The sequence below is a fragment of the Jeotgalibacillus marinus genome, from assembly GCF_040801915.1.
Taxonomy (GTDB): Bacteria; Bacillota; Bacilli; order Bacillales; family Jeotgalibacillaceae; genus Jeotgalibacillus; species Jeotgalibacillus marinus.
The window spans coordinates 73,691-91,351 of the sequence record NZ_JBFMIA010000001.1; the positions used below are offsets into that span (position 1 = coordinate 73,691).

Genomic DNA, 17,661 nt, shown 5'->3' on the forward strand with positions numbered 1-17,661 from the left:
ATCTCCCCTTTTAATCATTTATTTTGGAACTAACTAAACGACCGATTATTTCTTCATTATGTTCTCCGCGATCAGGTGGATGGTACTTCACTTGGACTGGAGTTCGCGATAGCTTTAATGGACTACCAACCATTTTTATCATCCCGGCTGTCGGATGATCGTGCTCGATAAACATATTACGAGAGGCCAGTTGTGGGTCATTTACTACTTGTTCTAAATTTTGAATAGGACCACAAGGAATGTTATTATCTCTACACTTCTTGTGCCAATAGATCGACGGTTTAGTCAAGAATTTTTTTTGTAATATAGGAATTAATTCTTTTCTATTTTCAACACGCATTGGATTCGTCTTAAAGCGTTCATCAACCGCATAATGTAATTGACCCATTACACGACATAGGGATTTAAACTGATCGTCATTTCCAACCGCAATGACAATCTCACCGTCTAACGTCTGAAATGTTTGATATGGAACGATATTTGCATGTTCGTTCCCAAGAGGGGTTGGTATTGCTTCAGACATTAAATAATCACTACCAGTATTAACCAATGCACTTACAGCACAATCGTAAAGTGCTATATCCAGCTTCTGACCTTGTCCTGACTGCACTCGTTCAAGTAAAGCACTTTGAATCCCAATACATGCGTACAATCCTGTTAGAATATCCGTTATTGCAACACCAGACTTTAGTGGTCCAGATTTTTTATTACCAGTAATACTCATTAACCCGCTCATCGCTTGAATAATAAAGTCATAACCAGGCATATTTCTATCAGGTCCTGTTTCCCCAAAGCCTGTTATTGAGCAATATACGAGACGAGGATTGATTTCTTTAAGAGTATCGTAGTCTAAGCCGAATTTTTTCATCGTCCCTGTTTTAAAATTATTAATAATCACATCACTTTCGCCTACAAGTTTTTTAATAACCGCTACACCTTCTTCACAATTCAAATCAACCGTAATTCCTTTTTTGTTGCGATTGGCACTTAAATAATAAGCACTTACTCCATTTTGAAAGGGAGGTCCCCATTTACGCGTTTCATCATTTCTGTCCGGTGATTCCACTTTTATTACTTCTGCCCCAAGATCACCTAAAATCATCGTGCAGTACGGTCCTGCAAGCACGCGTGATAAGTCAAGGACTCGAATATTCTCCAGTGCCCCAGTCATCATTTCACTCCCCTACTAAATAAAAGCCAATCCAAAAATGACTACAGTTTTGCTGTAAGTCAAATTGAACTGGCTTTTACCTGCGACGAAATATCCGGCAAGGACTTTCAACAGATTAGGCAGTATTGGCTTTTTATTTTGTACTGATCATGCTTAATAAACGCTGTTAACATGATTAGTCACTTCTTATACTACTACATTCCAACCTAATTGAAAATATATTTAAAATATTCAGTTTGATATTTTATCGTAAATTGCACTATTACATGGAAGTGCTTAGTTAATTCCACCTCTAAGGATATAGCAAGGGTTGGTTTATGACCGTCCACTATAACCTACCTTTTAAGGATGGTTTTAAGCCCCTGTTATATTTCACCTGCCTCTGTGTTGCTAAGATGTTTAAAAGCGCGTGTTAGTGTGATAAATGGGACTGATTCCATAGTTGATCCCTCCGTTTAATTATTGACTATAGTTGACATTAATTAAACGGTTTCACTATGGCTTTTCTAAGTGTTTAAGGTGCTGCTTTTTAAAATGAAAAGAATCACCTATTGGAAGTGATGACACAATGATCTATACTAGTTAAGCGCAAGTGGCTCGTTCAGATCCGACAAGCATAAGATACAATGCAGAGGGAGATGTCCATTTCCTACTCAATGACCTAGAGGAGCAGTGCTTGTGCTGGTTAATGAAACAAAGAAAATGGTGATACATATGGAATACAACGTTAAAGTTGAAGCATTTGAAGGACCATTAGATCTCCTTCTTCATTTAATACAAGGACTTGAAATCGACATTTATGATATTCCTATGGCAGAAATTTCCGAACAATATATGCTTTATATTCGAGCGATGAATGTACTAGAGTTAAATGTTGCAAGTGAGTATTTAGTGATGGCAGCTACTTTGTTGGCAATCAAGAGTAGAATGCTTTTACCAAAACAAGAAGAAGACTGGAATGATGAAGATCTATCACTTGAGGAGGATGACCCTCGTGATGAACTCGTTGAACGCTTGATAGAATACCGTAAATTCAAAATGGCCGCCTCAGAGTTAAAGGACAAAGAAAAAGACCGAGGAAGCTTTTTTACCAAACCTCCAACAGACTTATCAGAATATGAATCAACCAAACAAGAATCTATAGAAGGTCTTGAACATGACCTTCATGATTTACTCGGGGCGTTTCATAAGCTTTTACGTAGAAAAAAACTTCAACGACCAATGTCAACAAGAATTACGCGTCAAGAAATTTCTATTGATAAACGGATGGATGAAATCCTGAATCAATTAAGAAAAAAAAGCGGATTACATCCCTTTCACGACCTTTTTCCGATTGCAGAAAAGCCACATATGATTGTATCATTTTTAGCAGTGCTTGAACTGATGAAACGGAATGAGGTCGTGGTTCATCAAGATGAAAACTTTTCAGAGATAATGGTTGAAGCATCAAAAGGAGTGACCATGGTTGGATAAACATGAAATACAAGCCATTATTGAAAGCCTTCTTTTCGCTGCTGGGGATGAAGGGCTTAACATTGCTCAATTAGCAAATGTTCTTTCACTAAGCGAAGAAGATATCCTAACTCACATGACAGACATGAAAGAACGTTATCTGCAAGAAGCATCTCGTGGGATACACATTGTCGAGCTTGCTGGAACCTTCCAATTTGCGACCAAACGGAATTTATCATCTTATATAAAGCGACTAGTAGAAAGTCCAACCAATTCAACTCTCTCTCAAGCTGGACTTGAAACGCTCGCTATTATAGCTTATCGTCAGCCCATCACTCGTATGGCAATCGAGGATGTTCGCGGGGTCAAGACTGACCGACCTCTCCAAACGCTCGTGTCCAAAGGTCTTATAAAAGAAAAAGGACGTGCAGAAGGAGCCGGAAGAGCTATTCTTTATGGGACGACAGGTGAATTTCTTGATTATTTTGGACTAAAGGATTTATCTCAGTTACCCTCACTACCTGACGATGTTCAGGAGCTTGAAGGTGACGAGGAAACAGACTTATTTTTTAAAACATTGCAAAATTCTTTTACAACTGAAGAGGGATAAAGCTACCTCTATTACAGATTAATCTTAAATTAAAGCATTGGTGATGTGGGTTTTAAAACTGTTGTGAAAGAGCGTATTAATTTAATTACACGAAACCATATGATACCCACTTCTTAAATTAGCCAAAAAGAAGTGGGGTTTTCATTAAGAATATTCTCTAACAATTAAATCAGATGAAATTGGTTTTAACCCAATTTCCCTAGACCATACGGATAATTGGCCAATGTGTTCAGGAGTCAACGATTCAATTAAACTTTGGGTAATTCGCATTGTTAGATTGGAAAATCTTTTAATATCATTAAGAGTAGCTATTGAGTTAATATCTTTTGTGACAACAGGCTCCCCCTTCATTTGATTAACCCATATTTGTTCGCAATCAATTACATGAAATAAATTATGTATAATGCTCCCCATACCACCGATACGTTTTTTCGTGAGCTCCTCATTTGAAATTGTTTCACACCATTTAAACCATTCTTCTCTGATTTGCCAATTATACAGAAACATATCTATCAATCAAATCACTCCAAAAATAAAGTAATATTTTAAAAGCGAGCTAGGGCTACTTCGGAAGTCTATTTCTTATTTAGCCTACGAAACGTATTAATAATTGATGGTTTTAATTAAGATAATAAGAGTTTCTTAAAAAAGAACTCCTTTGTTAATGGTTAGATTATCCCATACTTTTTTAATGCAAACTCGACCCCGTCTTCACTTGATTTTTTAGTTATGAAATCTGCAACTTTTTTTAATTTTTCAGTCCCATTCCCCATAGCTATACCAGGTCCTACTAATTCCAACATGTCTATATCATTCTCTCCATCACCAAACGCAATAGCCTCCGATTTATCAATGTCAAAATACTGTAGAACTTTTAGTATGGCTAAAGATTTAGATACCTCTTCTTGTAATACATTCAACACAAAAGGATGCCATCTTTTAAAGTTTAGATACGGAAATTTATGAATGTATTGATCAACCGTTTCGTCAGTTGCATACAAACACATTAAGTATACCTCTTGTTTATAAATCAGTTGATTTATTGCAGGATAGTCATTCAATGACAAAGTTTCCTTCAATGCTTTTAATATTTTAGGATCTTTGACACCGTTCATACTAAAATCTTCAGTGAAGAATGACAGACCATGATTTTCTGTGTACGCAAATTCAAACACTTCTTTAATTATATTTTTATCCATCGGCACTTTATGAATAACCTTTTGATTGTGCTTCACATACGCTCCATTTGCTGTGATGAAAGTATCTATTCCTAATTCTCTTATTTCTCTGCACATGGATAACGGTCTTCCAGTTGCCGCAACTACCCTTAGACCTTTGTTTTTTAATGCTTTTATTGCTTCTTTGGTATTATTTGAAATACTACCATCTTCATGGTGCGTAATCGTTCCATCAACATCGAAAAAAACAATTTTGTAATCCATAAAAACCCCCAAACAAGACAAATATTACCACACCCTAATACTATAAACGCGAATATAATATCACGCAATATTTTGATAAAAACAGTCCAGAAAATATACTTGGGTAGAACTATTTCTGGACTAGAATTGTCTACTCAGGTAGTGAGGAGGAGATCTTCCCTAGAGAATTATAAGGACAGTCATGCAGACCGAGTTAACGCAGTCGGAAACCTCGCCCACCTTTACACATTTAAGCTACACATCAAAATTATATGGATCATTTCTCGTCTGATTTCTGAACAAATGCAAGCTTTCAACAAAGCATTTTTTTGTCATGAAGAACATCTTTTCACATAAGCTAGTCGTATCATAAATGTTGGATGGTGAGGAGTTTGATTTATGTTTTACGCATCATAATGATTGTGATCTTAGGTTTTTCTGTAGCAAGCTATTCTACCTCTGCCGCTAATCCCCCATCCGCTTCAGCAGACCAAGCAATTTTGATCGAAGCAGAAAGTGGACGAGTCCTGTACGAGAAAAATGCACATGATGAACAAAAAATCGCCAGTATCACAAAAATCATGACTGCCCATCTAGCCATCAAATACGGCGATCTTGAAGAGATGGTTAAGATCAGTTCAGAAGCTTCTATTACAGAAGGATCGAGCCTTTATTTAAAAGCTGGACAAAAAGTATCACTGAATGATTTAGTCTATGGATTGATGCTACGATCAGGCAATGATGCTGCTGTTGCAATTGCTGAACATATAAGTGGCACGGTGGAAGAATTTTCAAAGCTTATGAATAAAGAAGCAAAAGAAATAGGAATGGAGAACTCTAATTTTACCAATCCACACGGTCTTGACTTAGATGATGTCCATTATTCTTCATCCTTTGATATGGCTATACTCACGCAAGAAGCGATGAAAGATGACACGTTTGCTTCTATTTTTGGCACAACGAACCATAAGGCGGAAAGCATTGATCCTTCTCCCGTTTGGAGAAACAAACACCGTCTTGTAAATGGGTTGTACCCTCATGCAACTGGTGGAAAGACAGGCTATACGAAACAAGCTGGAAGAACGCTTGTAACGGTTGCTGAACGTGATGGGATGGAGCTAATTGTCGTGACGATTCGTGCATCAAATGATTGGAATGATCATATGAGTTTGTTTGAATATGGATTTGAAAATTATAAAATGGAAACAATCTTACAGCCTGTCACATTCCCACCACTTCCTGGACAAGCTGAAAACGAGTACTACACAGTAACAGATGCCTTTCGTTATCCTGTCACTGAAGAAGAAGAATCCTTACTAGTTATTGAAAGTAAAATCAGTAATAACCGTAAAGACCCACCAACTGTTCTAGTTAAACTAGATCAAGAAATCATTCATGAACAAACCCTTATAAAAGAAATTCGGAAAGATTCTAGTTGGTGGAGTCGACTGATCAATAGATTATCGTTTTGGTAGGTGGATGAAATGGTAAACCTGATCTGGATTGCGATGATCGTCGTAGGAATTGTGTATAGTATGTGGAATGGTACTGTGTCAGAAGTCAATACGGCTATGTTTGATGCATCAACACAAGCGGTGGAGCTTGTTATTGGCTTTGTCGCAGTTTTCACATTTTGGTTAGGGATGATGGAAATTGCGAACCAGTCAGGATTACTCGATAAGCTTACCAAACTAACAAGACCACTACTGGTTAAAATATTCCCTGAGCTGTCCCCAAAAGATCCTGCCTTAGGATTTATTATGTCTAACATAACGGCTAATTTTTTTGGACTTGGCAACGCGGCTACACCTTTTGGGTTAAAAGCGATGTCTGCATTACAAGCAAACAATCCAAATCCACATGTACCTACAAGGTCTATGGTGACATTCTTATGCTTGAACACAGCTGCTTTAACGCTTTTTCCGACAACCGTGATTTCACTTCGAATGACTCACGGTGCAATTGAACCGATGGACATCGTCATTCCGGCTTTTCTTGCAACATGTTGTTCTTGTTTAGTTGCTTTAACACTGGATCGAATATTTTATTTCTTTACCATTAAAAAGAGGAGGAGATAAAGTTGGATGTAATCGCATCGATCTCTACCTTATTTCTCCCTCTTCTAGTGGTGCTGATTTTACTTTATGCATTAAGCAAAAAAACCGATGCCTATGGAGCATTTACTGAGGGTGGCAAAGAAGGCATTCGATTGTCTATATCCCTATTACCTTTTTTACTGGGAATGCTTGTGGCAATCAATATATTACGCGCTTCAGGTTTGCTAGATGCTATGAACCAAGCGTTATCTCCTGTCCTCGCCTTCTTATCCATTCCACCAGATTTAATATCTTTACTTTTCATTCGACCAATTTCTGGATCTGCATCACTTGGCATGCTGGCAGATCTAACTGCAACTTATGGCCCCGAGCACTTTATCTCTCGCGCCGCTTCGATTATACAAGGTAGTACAGACACAACTCTTTATGTATTAACCGTCTATTTTGGTGCTGTTGGAATTAAAAAGATGGGACGAGCTTTAACAATTGGGCTGTTAGCAGATATTGCAGGGATGACCATTGCGATTTTGATCACCATTTGGTATTTTTCATAAATCATTTAGGATAAAATCATTGTGTGCTATCATTGTAGTGAGGTAGGAGGTATGGAGATGAACAAAAACTATCCTCATGCGTATATTGACTATTTAGTTCATTTTCATGGCGACCGTGACTATTTTGAATGCCATGAAATATTAGAGCATTATTGGAAAGAACATACTCGTATGGACAGAGATTCCATATGGGTTGGGTGGATACAATTAGCAGTGGCGCTTTACCACTATAGAAGAAACAACTTGACAGGTGCTCTCCGGACGGTTGAAAAAGCGATTCCTAAATTCCGTTTGCACGAACAAGATCTTCCAGAATTCGGAATCAATAAGAAGTTATTCTTAGATCGTATGCAGTCGTTACAAGCCGCTATCAAATCGAATACACCTTACAGTAGCATCCATCTACCAATTGAAGATGAAGCATTAGAACACATTTGTATAGAGAAATGTACAGATAAAGGATTTGGATGGAGAACCTGTAGTGATCTCTCAAATGAAATGATTGTAGAGCGACACCGACTACGAGATCGTCAAGACATTATCGCCCTTCGACAACAAGAATTAAAAAAACGCCAACAGAAAAGCCACTGACGCTCGTTGAGTCAGTGGCTTTCGTCTTGTTGATCAGCATTTGGTAGATCTACACACGTGCATTTTGTTAAAAAGCCTTCTGTATAAGAAGTACTCACAAACACTTTACCTGAATGCATGTCTCGCAATGTCGCGACCATTTTCTTGCCAATCCCTTCATTACGGTGGGACGGACTTACTGAAATATGTTGGATCAGTAAATTATCATCACAATTTTTGACACCAATTAGTCCAATGATGTCTTCTTCTTTCCATAAAAAAAGCTCATTACTTTTATCTTCTTCATACATTTTCATCGATTGCTGCAACTGTTTAATTTCTTTCTCAGTTGGCATAAAGGACATAAGACCCATTGCAATCTTTTCAAAGGATTTCTTATATCTTATTAGCATAGTTATCCCTCATTATGGTCATGATAGTGTAAATCCTTGATAGGCAAGGAAGTTGTATCTTCTGCTATCGCTCTTTATCATACTAAAAAAAGAAGATTAGTTCAATAACCGAATAATTGTTGATTATACTATGAAAGACCAATAGATTATCCCCCAGACGATCGCCAAGATCATTAAAATCACGAAAACAATTCGATTTTTCTTTTTCATCTTTTCACTCCTTACAAACATGATTGTCCTTTGCGGTTGTACCACTATTCATGCGTGTAAAGTGGGAGATCATGACGAATAAGGTCATCAAACGATTCTCTTTTAATGACTAATGTAGTTTCCCCGTTTTCTACAAACACGACTGCAGGTCTAGTGATTCGGTTGTAATTATTCGCCATTGAATACCCGTAAGCACCTGTACAAAAAACTGCAAGAACATCACCAGCTGTTGTTTCTGAGATTGGCAAATCCCAAATCAACATATCTCCTGATTCACAACATTTCCCAGCAATCGACACCGTTTCATGTAGATTCGCTTCCGGCCGATTGGCCACAACTGCTTCGTAACGCGCATCATAAAGTGCTGGACGAATATTGTCACTCATCCCTCCATCCACAGCTAAATACGTGCGAATATCTGGTACGATTTTCGTTGAGCCAACGGTATATAACGTTGTACCTGCATCTCCTACCAGTGAACGACCTGGTTCAATCCAAATTTCAGGCATTTCCAATGAATGTTTTGCCATTAATGTTTTCACTTCGCTTATAATGTCCTCAACATAAGCAGATGGTTCGATTGGCGTATCATCCTTCGTGTACCGAATGCCAAATCCACCACCTAAATTTAATACCTGCGAAGTAAAATCATATAATTTATTCCACTCACCTAGTTTTTGAATCATTTTTTCAGCTGCTTTAATAAAACCTGTTGTTTCAAAAATTTGGGAACCGATATGACAATGAAGTCCGAGAACAGTTAAACGGTCTTTTTGTATTGTCTGTTTAAGTGCTGTTTCTGCTTGTCCATTGTGCAAATCAAAACCAAACTTCGAGTCTTCTTGTCCAGTTAAAATGTAATCATGTGTATGGGCTTCGATCCCAGGTGTGACACGAATCAAAATGTTTGCTTTTTTATCTTGTTCTTCGCATATTTGGGACAATAAATTTAACTCATAAAAGTTATCAACAACAAAACAACCAATCCCGTAATCAAGCGCCATCAAAATCTCATCTCTGCTTTTATTGTTACCATGGAAATGAATACGCTCTGCATCAAAGCCTGCCTTAATTGCTGTATATAGCTCTCCACCAGACACAACATCTAAGCTTAAACCTTCTTCATCAATGAGTTGGATCATGGCAATTGAAGAAAAAGCTTTACTTGCATAAGCAACTTGAGAGGGTACACCTAATCTCTCAAATGCTTGCTTAAAGCCTTTTGATCGCTCTCTTATTAAAGCAACATCGTATACATAAAGTGGTGTGCCATATTTTTTACCAAGCTCAACCGTATCAACTCCACCAATTGTTAAGTGACCTAATTTATTCGTGCTTGATGTTCCGTAATAATGCATCATACTGTTCCTTTCTACACTGGACAAAAACTATCCGTTAATAATTATAAGAACTGTACCATAATCAAGCATTATAACGCAACGTCATTCACCTGTCTTATGCTGTCTCACTCTATTCTTCGTTTTCACAATCATTGGTCTAAGCATGGCACTTGTCATCGGAAAACGCATGATAATTTGAAAAAATGCTTTTGGACGAAACGGAGCTAACGGCCAAAGGTACGGTGTGGAGAATGATTTTATATTCATTAAATACAAAACATAAATAGTCAGACCAATGACAAGCCCATCCACGTGCAGAAGCCAGACCAAGAAAAGCAACATTACTCGAACCATTTTATTGGCTACACTTAGCTCATAGCTTGGTGTTGCAAAGGTCCCGATTGAGGCTACAGCAACGTAAAGAATAACCTCTGGTACAAATAGGCCGACATCAATCGCTATTTGCCCAATTAATACAGCTGCGATAAGTCCCATAGCAGTTGCTAAAGGGGTAGGCGTATGGATAGCTGCGAGCCGTAAAAATTCAATTCCAATATCCGCAATGAGTACTTGTACAATTAATGGTACATTCGTATCATTATCTTTCATCCCTAAAAATGATAACGAGTCTGGCTTAAGCGTGGGATCAATTGCAAGTAAATACCAAAGTGGTAATAGTACGATTGATGCGATAATTCCAACTAGTCGTATCCAACGTATAAATGTACCTACTGCTGGAGACTGACGAAATTCTTCAGCATGCTGCACGTGGTGGAAATACGTTGTTGGTGTGATCATGACACTTGGTGACGTGTCCACATAAATACAAACATGTCCTTCAAGGATATGGGTAGCAGCAATATCTGCACGCTCCGAATATCGTACTTGTGGAAATGGATTGAACCCTTGCTTAACCAAAAATTCTTCAAGTGATTTGTCTGACATGGTTAGGCCATCAATATCAATTGCTTCTAGCTCGTTTTTAATTACATTCACTAAATCTTCATTTGCTAAATCTTTTATATAACCCACAGCGACATCGGACTTTGATCGTTTACCGATCTCCATCATGTCAAAACGCAGTCGCTCATCTCGTATGCGCCGTCTCGTAAGTGCTGTATTTATAATAATATTTTCGACAAATCCATCTCGAGAGCCACGGACTACTTTTTCTGTATCAGGCTCTTGAGGCTCTCTCCCTGGATAACTTCTGACATCAATAACATAAACATGGCGATCCCCTGAAACTTTAATCGCAAGTAGTCCAGCAAACACTTGTCTGATGACATCATCTACCGTGTCGACCACTTCTACGGATTCGCTAATTAATCGATTATGTATGATCGCTGATAGTTGACTTTTATCTTGTTTAGATACTTTCGTATCGACTAATTCTTCTAGAATTTGTATAATATCACGTGATTCACAAAGACCACTTATTGAATACACATGAACTGGTGTACCTGCAATAATGAATTTTCGAACGATAAAATCATAGCTTTCACCTAATCCAGCTCTAGTTGTCAAAATTTCGTCTAAGTGTTCTGCCTTTATAGGTATTGACTGCATGCTCTCTCTCCTTTACTGAAATGGGACAAATAGCAACCAATAAAACAGAGATCCGGCTATTTTCCCTAATACAATAGCTAACATGATCGTTTGAAGTTTTGCTTTAATACCCAGCCTTCTTTTGACAAGCGGGATCACATCAAGCACTTCTGTTAACGCGGCAGCAAGCATCCCAACAAAAACTCCTGATAACAGTCCAACAATAGGTACTAATAGGACGGCATAGCTTGTCTGTACATCGTATAAACTTCCCCCTACCCCCATTAATGTTCCTAGCACAATCGCTCCTTCTAATGCTCGTAAACGCTGCTTTGACCCAAGCAGTTGTATGAGTCTAGGAATAATTCCAAGGACAGTTAAAAATGCAACAAAGCCCCCTCCAACAGCAAGCCCTGAAGCTAAACCTACAAAGGAAACGAGTACATTACTGACCATTTTGAGCCCTTTTTTTACGTTCTTGATCCACAATATAATCTTCTAAAGACTGTTCATAGTTAAACACTTCAACATCCAGTGGACTAGGCTCTTCATTGAATTTCTTTTGAAACAGATGATTAAAAAATAGGATCATACCAAGTCCAAGTCCAAAAGAATAAGGGATTTGAAACCATAGCGGATGCTCCGTCTCCTTACCTGTCATCATCTGAACAAGGGTAATTTGTGTTTCTTTCATACCGACGTCTTCATGGAAGTACATAATAGTTAAGCCTGCACCTACAAAAAGTAAGCTCCACACAAAAAGAAAAAGCGGAAGAGAGCCTTTCTTTTCTGGATCTTTAAGTTGGATAAGTGTAGCTGAAGCACCTAAAAACTCAACATTTACAGTTGGCATGTCCTTTTTCATTAAATCAAGCACATCCAGTTGATCGATCAACACGTACGTTTCTGACGTATTCTGTTCTGTACTGATTAATTCTAACTTAGGCATCCTTTTCTTTAATGTAACAGGGGCAGTAATATTTGCTATATCAGATAATAAAACTGAATTGCCTTTTTGTATGTTAGTTGTTCGCTTTAGCTTAATATAGGCAGTTTGAGACATGGCTCTCCTCCTCCTTTCTTTTAGTTTACGCCTCTTTTACGTCATCCATCCATTTCCGTATAGATTGCAGCACTCTTTTTTCAATTCGGGAGACTTGCACTTGGGATATACCTAAACGATCCGCTACCTCAGATTGTGTACAGTCTTTGTAATAGCGGAGGAAAATAATCACTCGGTCTCGTTTCTCTAAGGTTAATAACGCTTCTTTTAACGCAAGCTGATGAAACCATTGCTCTTCATCTTTCGCAGCCATTTGATCAAGCAACGTAATAGGGTCCCCTTCATTTTCATATACCGTTTCATGAATCGAAGTCGGTGACCGAGAGGCTTCTTGTGATAACACAACCTCATCAATCGTCACCTCCAAATCTTCGGCTATTTCCGATATGGTAGGAAGACGTCCAAACTTACTGCTTAACTTTTCCCTTGACCTTTTTACTTTAATGGCAAGCTCTTTGATGGAACGGCTTACTTTTACGGCTCCATCGTCACGTAAAAAGCGCTGTATTTCACCGATAATCATTGGTACAGCATAGGTTGAAAACTTAACACTATATGACAAATCAAATTTATCAACCGCTTTCAATAAACCAATCGAACCGATTTGAAATAAATCATCGGCATCGTGTCCACGGTTTAAAAACCGCTGAACGACTGACCATACAAGTCTAACGTTATTTTCAACCATCCTACTTCTTGCCTCTTGATCTCCAGCTTGGCTTTGACGTATCCATTCCCGAACGGTTTCATGGCTAATTGTCGTCTTCGCACTCATGGACTTTGCACCCTTAGTGACACCCAGCCTGAACGGAGGCCAAGTGTTTACTCATTCGAATCGTTGTGCCTTGTGAATGTACTGAAGACACATCAACAGAATCCATAAAATGCTCCATTATTGTAAAGCCCATTCCTGATCGTTCCATTTCTGGCTTAGTTGTAAAAAGAGGTTGCCTTGCTTCCTCAATGTTACTCATCCCTAAGCCCTCATCTTTTACTTCAATCGACAGAACGTTGTCTTCCATCGTAAGTGTCATATACACCCACTGATCATCTCGACCTTCGTAACCGTGAATAATAGCATTCGTGACCGCTTCTGATACGACTGTTTTAAGATCGGTAAGTTCACCAATGGTTGGGTCATAAGATGCTACAAAGGATGCAACGACCATTCTCGCAAACGCTTCGTTGTCACTAATTGAACGGAATTTAAAAGCTGCATGGTTGTTCATCCCGCTACCCCCAATCTCATTAACGCTTGATCCTCTGACGGCTCGATAACCATAATACGAAATAGACCTGACATTTCAAACAGTCGTTTCACTGGTTTTGAAATCGCACATATGACCATACTTCCCTCTTTTTTTTGCAAATGCTTGTATCGGCCAAGCATTAAGCCAAGACCTGAACTATCCATAAAGTCTAGTTTTGCAAGATTTAAAACAATGTGCTTAATGTTCTGTTCTTCCATTAACTCAATTAGCTCTCCTCGAATTTTTTCAGTCGCATGGTGATCAAGTTCACCTTGCATGCGAAGAAGTAACACGTCTTTTTTTATTTCAGCTTGGACAGTGAAAGCCATTCGGTTCCCTCCTTAAATTTATTGTTCAGAAAGACAATTCCGCGTGGCTATTCTTAAATCCTGCATGCTGACAATAATAGAAGAAACTAGTGCGCATTCGACTGTTTTTACTTAGCGAATCATTATCATTTCTTTTATCGAACGACCAAGTAATTCACCCCATGAAGCTTGTTGGACGTCCGTTTTCGCTACGATTGGAACTGACGACATTTCTTCGCCATCGACAATGAGTGACATACTGCCTATTTGTTGCCCTTTTTTAATTGGTACTTTTAAATCCGACTTTAATTCGAGTGTTTTCTCCACTTGTTGATCACTATTTTTTACTGGAGCTAACCAAGACAACGGCTCACTCAATACGCCTTTGACGAGAAATGGAGAGCCTTTTTCAATTGGCACTTCAGCGACCATTTTGCCTTCTTTTTCTAATGTTTTGCTTTCGTAGTTCTTAAATCCATAGTCGAGCATCGAAGTGACGATTTCATTTCGTTCTTTTGACGTAGGTGCTCCAAATACAACAGCAATAAAGCGCATATCTTTCTTTTTAGCGGTAGCCGTTAAACAATACATGGCTTCTTTTGTAAACCCTGTTTTTAATCCATCTGCTCCATCGTAAAATCGAACGAGTTTATTTGTGTTTACTAACCAAAATGGATCGTCACTGTCCTCCCGTAAATAATCTTCATAAATGCTTGTAAAATCAATGATTTCTTCATACGCAAGAAGTTCTTTTGCAAGTTGAGCCATATCGTATGCGGAACTGACATGCCCTTTATCAGGAAGACCTGTTGTATTTTTAAAGACTGTGTTTTTAAGTCCTAATGATTTTACTTTATCGTTCATTTGCTGAACAAAAGCTTTTTCAGATCCAGCAATATGCTCAGCCATTGCTACAGATGCATCATTCGCTGAAGCAACTGCAATTGCTTTGACCAGATCTCTTACCGACATCTCTTCTCCTACTTTCAAATACACTTGAGATCCACCCATTGAAGCGGCATTCTCACTTGTTGTAACGACATCATCCCAAGAAATTTTTTCCGTTTCTATCGCTTCCATAATGAGTAGCATCGTTGCAATTTTTGTCATCGATGCGGGTGGTAATGATTCATCATTGTTCTTTTCTAATACGATCATTCCTGTATGCTGGTCAATCAAGATGGCTGATTTTACATCATCTAATGGTAAAGCTGTTTTTTGTTCATTTGCCAACATCGTTTTTGGTACTAAGGAAAACACCAATACTATGCATAAAACTCTTTGGATCCACTTCGTCATTGTGATCGAACCCTCCACATGCTTTTGGTTTATTTTTTCCTAGAAAGGTCACTTTATACGTAAAAGGTAGGAGTATTTTTAGACATCCAAGAAAATTTATGTGCTGTGGTTTTCTTCAATGGGAGTTTAGCGGAGACCATTTATGTGTTTCCCCAACATAAAAACGCCTTCCCATGTTGGGGAAGACGTTTTGTTGGTTAAAAAGATATCTTCAATTATTATCGATTACTCTCCAGTTACAGTACCAACAATAAGTGTTGGTACTGTAACTTTTTGAGTAGTAATCTTAATGCTTTCAAGAAGTGTTTCTTTTACTTTTTCTACTTGAGAAAGATCATTCGCGTAAATAGTGACGAGCGATTCCCCTTTTTCAACTTTATCACCGACTTTTTTATCTAACATCAAGCCGACAGCAAGATCGATTTGAGAATCTTTCGTTGCTCGACCAGCGCCTAACCACATTGCAGCCGTTCCGACATTATCCGCTACAATCTCTGAAACAGTTCCAGCATTTTCAGCTGGTAATTCAATGCGATGCTCAGCTTGCGGAAGTTTTGATGGATTATCCACTACACTCTCGTCTCCACCTTGCCCAGCTAAAAACTCTTTAAAGCGCTCAAGTGCTTTACCGTTGTCAATCGCATGTTCTAGCTTTTGACGTGCTTCTTCAAGTGAAGAGGCCTTCTCGGATAGATACACCATATAACTTCCTAGCTCTAAACAAAGCTCGGTTAAATCTTCTGGCCCTTCACCTTTTAGTGTATCAATCGCTTCTTTTACTTCTAGCGCATTTCCGATCGCGAATCCCAGTGGCTGGCTCATGTCTGAAATAACTGCCATCGTTTTTCGTCCAACATTATTGCCAATACGAACCATAGCTTCTGCTAACTCACGTGCTTGCTTTTCGTCTTTCATGAAAGCACCAGCACCAGTTTTGACATCAAGAACAATCGCGTCAGCACCGGCAGCAATTTTTTTACTCATAATGGAAGACGCAATAAGAGGAATGCTGTTTACTGTTGCTGTAACGTCACGAAGTGCGTATAATTTTTTATCAGCTGGCGTTAGGTTTCCACTTTGCCCCATTACAGCTACTTTTATTTCATTTACAAGCTTTGTGAACTCATCACTCGTAAGTTCCACATGAAAACCTGGAACAGCTTCCAGTTTATCGATCGTTCCACCTGTGTGACCAAGTCCACGCCCACTCATTTTTGCAACAGGGACATCAATCGCTGCTACCAAAGGACCTAGGATTAATGTTGTTGTATCACCAACACCTCCAGTAGAGTGCTTATCAACTTTGATGCCTTCAATAGCTGAAAGATCAATCTGATCGCCTGATTCTACCATTGATAAGGTTAAGTCAGCTCGTTCTTGTTCAGTCATTCCTTGGAAGTAGATTGCCATTAGTAATGCGCTTACTTGATAGTCTGGAATATCGCCTGACGTATAGCCCGCTACTACGAACTGAATTTCGTCTGTTGTAAGAGCTTGTCCGTCACGTTTTTTTTCAATTATATCTATCATTCTCATCGTTATCGATCGCATCCCCTCTATTCATTCTCAATAATCTAATTCTTTATACTATTATGAATATCCTTCTTTTTGGGCAAAAAACATACCTACAACAAAGACTGCTCGGGATATTTAGCGTACACACCCTTCATCAAAATTTTTTCCACACGCTGAACAAGTAAGGATAAATTCATCCATCATCTTCTGCATTCGTTTCACTTAGTAAAAAGTAGTTCAAAAAGTAATTTGCTACGTGGTAATATATAAAATCAAAAAAAATTGATTTAATAAGAAGAAATAAATTGTCCTTGTATCTCCCTTTATTAAATCAACAAAGATTACAAATCATGAGTTAACTCAAGCTAGTTATTTTTTTAATTCATTCATCAAAAGAAATTGATTCAAGGAGTGATTTTATGTTAAAAACACACGTTGGTTTAAATGTAACAGATTCTTCAAGCATCCATTGAATTTTACTCTAAGATCTTTAATGAGAAACCGGTCAAAATCAAAGATGATTATGCAAAATTTCTCCCAGAGGAGTTAACATTAAACTTTACATTGAATGTAAGAAATGAAGTAAAAGGTAATCAGGTTGGTCACTTTGGTATTCAAGTAGCCAGTCTTGAAGAGGTATTAAAACATAAAGAACGACTAGAAAAGCTTGGTTTCTTCGCCAAAGAAGATATGAATACAAACTGTTGTTACGCTTTGTAGGATAAGTTTTGGGTGACGGATCCTGAAGGAAATGAGTGGGGATTTTTCTTCTCAAAAGGCGATAGCGAAGATACAAATTAGAGAAAAAAGAAATAGGCTGTACAATAATTGTATTTCAAGTTGGTAAAAAAGAAACAGCTATTGAAAGGAGAGCCAGTTG

Annotated in this window: 19 protein-coding genes and 1 pseudogene; 7 read left to right on the forward strand and 13 right to left on the reverse strand. The window is 38.2% G+C overall.

Features of this window, described 5'->3' with window-relative positions:
- Nucleotides 1-10 precede the first annotated feature (10 nt).
- Nucleotides 11-1,171, reverse strand: a complete 1,161-nt coding sequence (locus AB1471_RS00395; protein ID WP_367777538.1) for a CaiB/BaiF CoA transferase family protein — start codon at nt 1,169-1,171, stop codon at nt 11-13.
- A 714-nt stretch (nt 1,172-1,885) separates the two neighbouring features.
- Here AB1471_RS00395 and AB1471_RS00400 point away from each other — a divergent pair.
- On the forward strand, nt 1,886-2,644 hold the full coding sequence (locus AB1471_RS00400) for a segregation/condensation protein A (RefSeq protein WP_367778098.1): 759 nt from the start codon (nt 1,886-1,888) through the stop codon (nt 2,642-2,644).
- Nucleotides 2,637-3,233: an SMC-Scp complex subunit ScpB gene (gene scpB, locus AB1471_RS00405; protein WP_367777539.1), complete on the forward strand. Its 597-nt coding sequence runs from the start codon at nt 2,637-2,639 to the stop codon at nt 3,231-3,233. Before AB1471_RS00400 ends, scpB begins: the two co-directional genes overlap by 8 nt.
- A gap of 144 nt (nt 3,234-3,377) precedes the next feature.
- Here the strand turns inward: scpB and AB1471_RS00410 are convergent, their stop codons facing one another.
- Nucleotides 3,378-3,740 carry a DinB family protein gene (locus AB1471_RS00410; protein WP_367778099.1) on the reverse strand — a complete coding sequence of 121 codons (363 nt, stop codon included), beginning with the start codon at nt 3,738-3,740 and terminating at the stop codon, nt 3,378-3,380.
- 161 nt (nt 3,741-3,901) lie between these two features.
- Nucleotides 3,902-4,675, reverse strand: coding sequence for a Cof-type HAD-IIB family hydrolase (locus AB1471_RS00415; protein WP_367777540.1), 774 nt, complete (start codon nt 4,673-4,675; stop codon nt 3,902-3,904).
- Between the two features lie 371 nt (nt 4,676-5,046).
- Between AB1471_RS00415 and AB1471_RS00420 the strand changes: the two genes are divergently transcribed.
- The 4 genes from AB1471_RS00420 to AB1471_RS00435 are packed head-to-tail and all read left to right on the forward strand — an operon-like array spanning nt 5,047 to nt 7,856.
- Nucleotides 5,047-6,129: a D-alanyl-D-alanine carboxypeptidase family protein gene (locus AB1471_RS00420; protein ID WP_367777541.1), complete on the forward strand. Its 1,083-nt coding sequence runs from the start codon at nt 5,047-5,049 to the stop codon at nt 6,127-6,129.
- A gap of 9 nt (nt 6,130-6,138) precedes the next feature.
- The gene (locus tag AB1471_RS00425) at nt 6,139-6,732 is read left to right on the forward strand and encodes a nucleoside recognition domain-containing protein (RefSeq protein ID WP_367777542.1); all 594 of its coding nucleotides are present in this window, start codon (nt 6,139-6,141) and stop codon (nt 6,730-6,732) included.
- 2 nt (nt 6,733-6,734) lie between these two features.
- Nucleotides 6,735-7,265 (forward strand): spore maturation protein, encoded by a 531-nt coding sequence (locus AB1471_RS00430; RefSeq protein ID WP_367777543.1) that lies wholly within the window; start codon nt 6,735-6,737, stop codon nt 7,263-7,265.
- Nucleotides 7,266-7,322: 57 nt separating this feature from the next.
- Nucleotides 7,323-7,856 (forward strand): DUF309 domain-containing protein, encoded by a 534-nt coding sequence (locus tag AB1471_RS00435; protein WP_367777544.1) that lies wholly within the window; start codon nt 7,323-7,325, stop codon nt 7,854-7,856.
- A gap of 11 nt (nt 7,857-7,867) precedes the next feature.
- Here AB1471_RS00435 and AB1471_RS00440 read toward each other — a convergent pair whose 3' ends face one another.
- From AB1471_RS00440 to AB1471_RS00485, 10 genes are all read right to left on the reverse strand, one after another.
- Nucleotides 7,868-8,248, reverse strand: coding sequence for a GNAT family N-acetyltransferase (locus AB1471_RS00440; RefSeq protein ID WP_367777545.1), 381 nt, complete (start codon nt 8,246-8,248; stop codon nt 7,868-7,870).
- A gap of 254 nt (nt 8,249-8,502) precedes the next feature.
- The gene (lysA, locus tag AB1471_RS00445; protein ID WP_367778100.1) at nt 8,503-9,816 is read right to left on the reverse strand and encodes a diaminopimelate decarboxylase; all 1,314 of its coding nucleotides are present in this window, start codon (nt 9,814-9,816) and stop codon (nt 8,503-8,505) included.
- Nucleotides 9,817-9,900: 84 nt separating this feature from the next.
- Entirely contained in the window at nt 9,901-11,367 is a 1,467-nt protein-coding gene (locus AB1471_RS00450) for a spore germination protein (protein ID WP_367777546.1), read from the reverse strand.
- A gap of 12 nt (nt 11,368-11,379) precedes the next feature.
- Nucleotides 11,380-11,802: a stage V sporulation protein AB gene (locus AB1471_RS00455; protein WP_367777547.1), complete on the reverse strand. Its 423-nt coding sequence runs from the start codon at nt 11,800-11,802 to the stop codon at nt 11,380-11,382.
- A complete protein-coding gene (locus AB1471_RS00460; protein ID WP_367777548.1) occupies nt 11,792-12,409 on the reverse strand; it encodes a stage V sporulation protein AA in 618 nt (205 codons plus the stop codon). Before AB1471_RS00460 ends, AB1471_RS00455 begins: the two co-directional genes overlap by 11 nt.
- Nucleotides 12,410-12,434: 25 nt before the next feature.
- Nucleotides 12,435-13,184 carry an RNA polymerase sporulation sigma factor SigF gene (sigF, locus tag AB1471_RS00465; RefSeq protein ID WP_367777549.1) on the reverse strand — a complete coding sequence of 250 codons (750 nt, stop codon included), beginning with the start codon at nt 13,182-13,184 and terminating at the stop codon, nt 12,435-12,437.
- A 13-nt stretch (nt 13,185-13,197) separates the two neighbouring features.
- The gene (gene spoIIAB / locus AB1471_RS00470) at nt 13,198-13,638 is read right to left on the reverse strand and encodes an anti-sigma F factor (protein WP_367777550.1); all 441 of its coding nucleotides are present in this window, start codon (nt 13,636-13,638) and stop codon (nt 13,198-13,200) included.
- Nucleotides 13,635-13,988, reverse strand: coding sequence for an anti-sigma F factor antagonist (spoIIAA, locus tag AB1471_RS00475; protein WP_367777551.1), 354 nt, complete (start codon nt 13,986-13,988; stop codon nt 13,635-13,637). The genes spoIIAB and spoIIAA overlap by 4 nt, the downstream gene beginning before the upstream one ends.
- A gap of 111 nt (nt 13,989-14,099) precedes the next feature.
- Nucleotides 14,100-15,266, reverse strand: coding sequence for a D-alanyl-D-alanine carboxypeptidase family protein (locus AB1471_RS00480; RefSeq protein ID WP_367777552.1), 1,167 nt, complete (start codon nt 15,264-15,266; stop codon nt 14,100-14,102).
- Between the two features lie 225 nt (nt 15,267-15,491).
- The gene (locus tag AB1471_RS00485) at nt 15,492-16,802 is read right to left on the reverse strand and encodes a pyrimidine-nucleoside phosphorylase (protein WP_367777553.1); all 1,311 of its coding nucleotides are present in this window, start codon (nt 16,800-16,802) and stop codon (nt 15,492-15,494) included.
- 398 nt (nt 16,803-17,200) lie between these two features.
- On the opposite strand from AB1471_RS00485, the pseudogene AB1471_RS00490 reads away from it, so the two are divergent.
- Nucleotides 17,201-17,582: pseudogene (locus AB1471_RS00490) on the forward strand (ArsI/CadI family heavy metal resistance metalloenzyme).
- Nucleotides 17,583-17,661 lie beyond the last annotated feature (79 nt).

Excerpts from the sequence above, each read along its gene's own strand:
- AB1471_RS00395 (WP_367777538.1), bottom strand. The coding sequence starts at position 1,171 with ATGACTGGGGCACTGGAGAATATTCGAGTCCTTGACTTATCACGCGTG.
- AB1471_RS00400 (WP_367778098.1), top strand. The coding sequence starts at position 1,886 with ATGGAATACAACGTTAAAGTTGAAGCATTTGAAGGACCATTAGATCTC.
- AB1471_RS00410 (WP_367778099.1), bottom strand. The coding sequence starts at position 3,740 with ATGTTTCTGTATAATTGGCAAATCAGAGAAGAATGGTTTAAATGGTGT.
- AB1471_RS00415 (WP_367777540.1), bottom strand. The coding sequence starts at position 4,675 with ATGGATTACAAAATTGTTTTTTTCGATGTTGATGGAACGATTACGCAC.
- AB1471_RS00425 (WP_367777542.1), top strand. The coding sequence starts at position 6,139 with ATGGTAAACCTGATCTGGATTGCGATGATCGTCGTAGGAATTGTGTAT.
- AB1471_RS00435 (WP_367777544.1), top strand. The coding sequence starts at position 7,323 with ATGAACAAAAACTATCCTCATGCGTATATTGACTATTTAGTTCATTTT.
- AB1471_RS00440 (WP_367777545.1), bottom strand. The coding sequence starts at position 8,248 with ATGCTAATAAGATATAAGAAATCCTTTGAAAAGATTGCAATGGGTCTT.
- lysA (WP_367778100.1), bottom strand. The coding sequence starts at position 9,816 with ATGCATTATTACGGAACATCAAGCACGAATAAATTAGGTCACTTAACA.
- AB1471_RS00450 (WP_367777546.1), bottom strand. The coding sequence starts at position 11,367 with ATGCAGTCAATACCTATAAAGGCAGAACACTTAGACGAAATTTTGACA.
- AB1471_RS00455 (WP_367777547.1), bottom strand. The coding sequence starts at position 11,802 with ATGGTCAGTAATGTACTCGTTTCCTTTGTAGGTTTAGCTTCAGGGCTT.
- AB1471_RS00460 (WP_367777548.1), bottom strand. The coding sequence starts at position 12,409 with ATGTCTCAAACTGCCTATATTAAGCTAAAGCGAACAACTAACATACAA.
- sigF (WP_367777549.1), bottom strand. The coding sequence starts at position 13,184 with ATGAGTGCGAAGACGACAATTAGCCATGAAACCGTTCGGGAATGGATA.
- spoIIAB (WP_367777550.1), bottom strand. The coding sequence starts at position 13,638 with ATGAACAACCATGCAGCTTTTAAATTCCGTTCAATTAGTGACAACGAA.
- spoIIAA (WP_367777551.1), bottom strand. The coding sequence starts at position 13,988 with ATGGCTTTCACTGTCCAAGCTGAAATAAAAAAAGACGTGTTACTTCTT.
- AB1471_RS00480 (WP_367777552.1), bottom strand. The coding sequence starts at position 15,266 with ATGACGAAGTGGATCCAAAGAGTTTTATGCATAGTATTGGTGTTTTCC.
- AB1471_RS00485 (WP_367777553.1), bottom strand. The coding sequence starts at position 16,802 with ATGAGAATGATAGATATAATTGAAAAAAAACGTGACGGACAAGCTCTT.